The sequence below is a fragment of the Phyllobacterium sp. genome, assembly GCF_037994405.1.
Lineage (GTDB): Bacteria > Pseudomonadota > Alphaproteobacteria > Rhizobiales > Rhizobiaceae > Phyllobacterium.
In genome coordinates this window covers 1-3385 of record NZ_JBBNAN010000213.1, presented here as the reverse complement: position 1 = coordinate 3385, position 3385 = coordinate 1, and the positions used below count along the sequence as shown (strand labels likewise).

Sequence of the window (3385 nt, the reverse complement as noted above, 5' to 3'; positions counted from 1 at the left end):
GTGGTTGATTGGCATATCCGCGCTTTTGAGAACATCATGAAGGCAGAGTTTCAGAATGAGCGGGCACTCATGCGTTATTGCGGATCACAGCCATAGGTCTGGGTATCGGGCACTGAAAATACACTGGTCGGAAAACAATCAGCTCTTACGTCCCGCTAGTGTTCGCCACAGTACCACTCGAAGCCATAGCGCTTGTCGAAACCAAACGCCCCCCACGCCTTGCAGCCGGCATGCCTGCAGCAGTGCTCAAGCAGTCCGGCTGTGGGGCTTTCTCCATGGGTTAAGGGTAGGTCGGTTTGGGCGGGGTTTCACTCATCGACGTCGCCGTCAACCTGCGCGGGAGACTTTTCGGCTCAACGTAACTGGACAAGACTATCTTCTCCCAGAAAAGCTTCTGAGATTCCGGTACGCTGGATAACCCAATCGCTCGCGTAGATAGACGTGTTGGCGTTTGTCCTCAGTTGGTTCTGGCGGTTTCTTATCATCAGGAGCCGGTCTTTCAGACATCTCTCTTCTTCATCAATTGCGCCACATGCATTGCAATGTTGATGGCCAGGTCCTCCCGCCGTGCCAACGATAGATTGTCCGTTATTTCCAGTATTGCCGACAGAACTTCGTCCCGATGCCAACCGGCATCGCATGCTCTTCCGACAAGTTCGATCAGTTCATCCTCGATTGCCATCTGGCAGTGATCAAATCGTTTATGATCGCTTCTTGGTCGATGGGGCCTGGTGATTGTCATCGTAAGTTTCCTCCCGCCTCGACCATCGATGATAGTTGATCTCGTATTGATCACAAGCGCTGCTCTGCGGCGAAATTGTCCTTGAATAGCGGCAAGGTGTATCGGGAGTAATTGCCGTTTGGGAATGCTGGGTTTTGATCGGCTGCTTGCCCGAACCACCACGCCGACCACGGAAAAATGCGGCAACGAAGATCGGCAACAAGAATCGGCAAACATCCGCTTTTTTCCATCTTAAAATCGTTATATTACAAACAATTATGGATTTTTAGGATCGGCAAAAAAGAATGAAACACCTGCTCGGATCGAGCCGTGCTTCTTCCAAGCCACCATACCGCCCGTCTTGGCGACCTCACGGTGGAATTGCAGAGAGAGGCGGACAACTTGGGGCGCGGCCTCCATCCAGAATCGGCGGCAGAACTCGCTGACCTCGTCCGGATGATGAATTGATACTATTCGAATCTCATCGAGGGTCACAACACGCGCAGGCACTACGCCGAGCTCGAACTGACAGCTTTTGGCCTTTGGCCTCGCTAGCGGCGGGCTAGCGAAGGCTATTTTGCTCAAGCTACATTGCTTAAAATGCGGCTCAAAACCGTTGAGCCTGAGAATGACACCGAAGCGCACGAAAAATCGGTATGGCTAATCGGCAAAGTTGCATCGCGCTACTCACAACACGCCTTGCCGACATACGTATTTCCGACCGTCATAAACGCATCGTCAGGAATGCTGCCGTTGGACTTCATCACTTTGAGCGCTTCAGCTGCTCGCTTAGCCGGATACGTGCCGGTCAACGTTACGGCGAACCAATGATTGGTCGCATAGTAAGCGGTCAGCCGCATAGACGATTTTTGAATATAGGCCTGGGTCTCTGGGAAATTGTCGAAGCTGGCGATCTGAATGTATCGGTTGTTGAACGGCATGCTGATGAATTGGTCGACCTTCACCCAATTGTGGTGAAGATAGCCGGTCCGGCCTTTGACATTCACGTAGTACCACCGGTCGTAAACATTGAGGATGCTAACTGGATCGCCATTATCGACCTTGCCTATTTTTGCAGCGGCTTGGGTAGGCTCCGAGCGGAGAAACTCAGAACCCTCCGGATGCCGCACCTTGCCGGTCTTGGCTAGAGGTATGGCAAATTGAGCGCTCAGCTGAGGCGTCGTGCTACCTAGGGCGGACGTCGAGCTGGGCGGGTAGTCGGGTGTCTGTGCGGGAGCTGCTTGCGGCACTGGCACATTTTGGGTCGTAACGGTTTGATCATCAGTCGGCCACGGCGTTGTTACGTGATAGCTGGTCATCTCACTCCCGGAGAGGTAGCGGATGTCGTCTTTCTCGTATTGCAAGGACAGTTGCAGCAATGCCGGATCGACACCCATCTCGGTCATATACGAGATAGTCAATCCTGTGAGGTATTGCACTTGCGAAACGGCATCCTCGATGTTCATGCTTGACGGATTTGCAAACGAGGATTTATGCACTCCGATTGCGCCGGGGTCGGACACGCGGGTAGTGCCGCCAAAAAAAGCAAGCGCACAGGCTGAAGAACATTCGAGTGTTCGGGGCTGATACGTTGCAAGATTAAGAATGCGAATGAGACGTCCAAGCTCCATGGCCGTGACCGGGCTACCTCCAGGTGAGTTGAACGTAACCACGGTAGCATTGATCTGGTTCACCAGCTGGGTGAACTCAGCAAGGTTCTCACCGTAAAGGAACTCTCCGCCTACCGAAATAAATCGGAGACCTTTAGGCGTCTCTCCTGGTGTAAACGTCAGCGCGACAGCAGACGATGCCGACCCCGCAATAAATAATCCGAACAGCATCGCACGCAGGTGCGCGCCGCTTCTCAGCCGTTTCATTTTGATAATTCCCCTAGCCTGCTATCACTGTAGTTGAATCAGATTGGAACGGTCAATTAAGCTTTTCAGCTTGTGCTCGAATACAACCAAAGGCTAAGCTGGGTGTGTGTTCGCGTGTAAACAGTTGCTGTGTGCATTGATTTTTTGGAACTATTTATATTTGCGCTAAGCGTGCGATGACCAGGGCGCGTTGTGGGGGGCAATTAGCACAGTCGTGCGGAGTTTGAGTGGTGATATCTTATCGTGGGTTTTGGCCCCCACCGAGGCCCGGACTATGCGACACCCCTCCTGGTTGCAAACCCAAGAAAGGACCGTCGCTCTCTTCCCCCCATAAGCGGCGGTTCTTGTTTATGCTGCCTCCGCCAAGTTCTCAGGATGAGGTTCGAGCACGTATGTCTTCTTCATCGACATCGAGGTAGGCTCGGTATCCTTCGATATGACGGCCAGCGCGTCCGGTCGCAGTTTGCAATGTCTTGATGTTGGCACCTTGATCCGAGCGCTATCGGACTGATCCTCTCTAACAGGAGACGGAGGTTTCACTGCGATTTTGAGTTAGACTTCACCAATTCTAGCCTGTCAAATCGATGTGAGAATCTCTAAAAATCCGTTTATCACCAATAGGTTCTTCCGGCCTTCTAAGCTGACGGTCATTGGTTCGAGTCCAGCCGGGATCGCCATCCTTTCGACTTAGCACTGCAAAATCGAGATGTTTAGACTCGTTTCCGAACGGAGTTGCCGGCAGCGACATGCGCAAAGCCATTCTTGAATGGGAAAGCGAAGGGAATGT

Annotated in this window: 4 protein-coding genes; all 4 read right to left on the bottom strand. The window is 52.4% G+C overall.

The annotated features are described in order from the left end of the window. Positions 1-499: 499 nt before the first annotated feature. Positions 500-958: a hypothetical protein gene (locus AAAC48_RS11990; protein WP_340654392.1), complete on the bottom strand. Its 459-nt coding sequence runs from the start codon at positions 956-958 to the stop codon at positions 500-502. A 39-nt stretch (positions 959-997) separates the two neighbouring features. After that, complete coding sequence (locus AAAC48_RS11985) at positions 998-1306, bottom strand: hypothetical protein (RefSeq protein ID WP_340654391.1); 309 nt, start codon at positions 1304-1306, stop codon at positions 998-1000. Positions 1307-1404: 98 nt separating this feature from the next. Then, positions 1405-2598 (bottom strand): SH3 domain-containing protein, encoded by a 1194-nt coding sequence (locus AAAC48_RS11980; protein ID WP_340654390.1) that lies wholly within the window; start codon positions 2596-2598, stop codon positions 1405-1407. A gap of 568 nt (positions 2599-3166) precedes the next feature. Next, a partial coding sequence (locus tag AAAC48_RS11975) for a hypothetical protein (RefSeq protein WP_340654389.1) occupies positions 3167-3385 on the bottom strand: 219 nt, incomplete at its 5' end.

Excerpts from the sequence above, each read along its gene's own strand:
- AAAC48_RS11990 (WP_340654392.1), bottom strand. The coding sequence starts at position 958 with ATGTTTGCCGATTCTTGTTGCCGATCTTCGTTGCCGCATTTTTCCGTG.
- AAAC48_RS11980 (WP_340654390.1), bottom strand. The coding sequence starts at position 2,598 with ATGAAACGGCTGAGAAGCGGCGCGCACCTGCGTGCGATGCTGTTCGGA.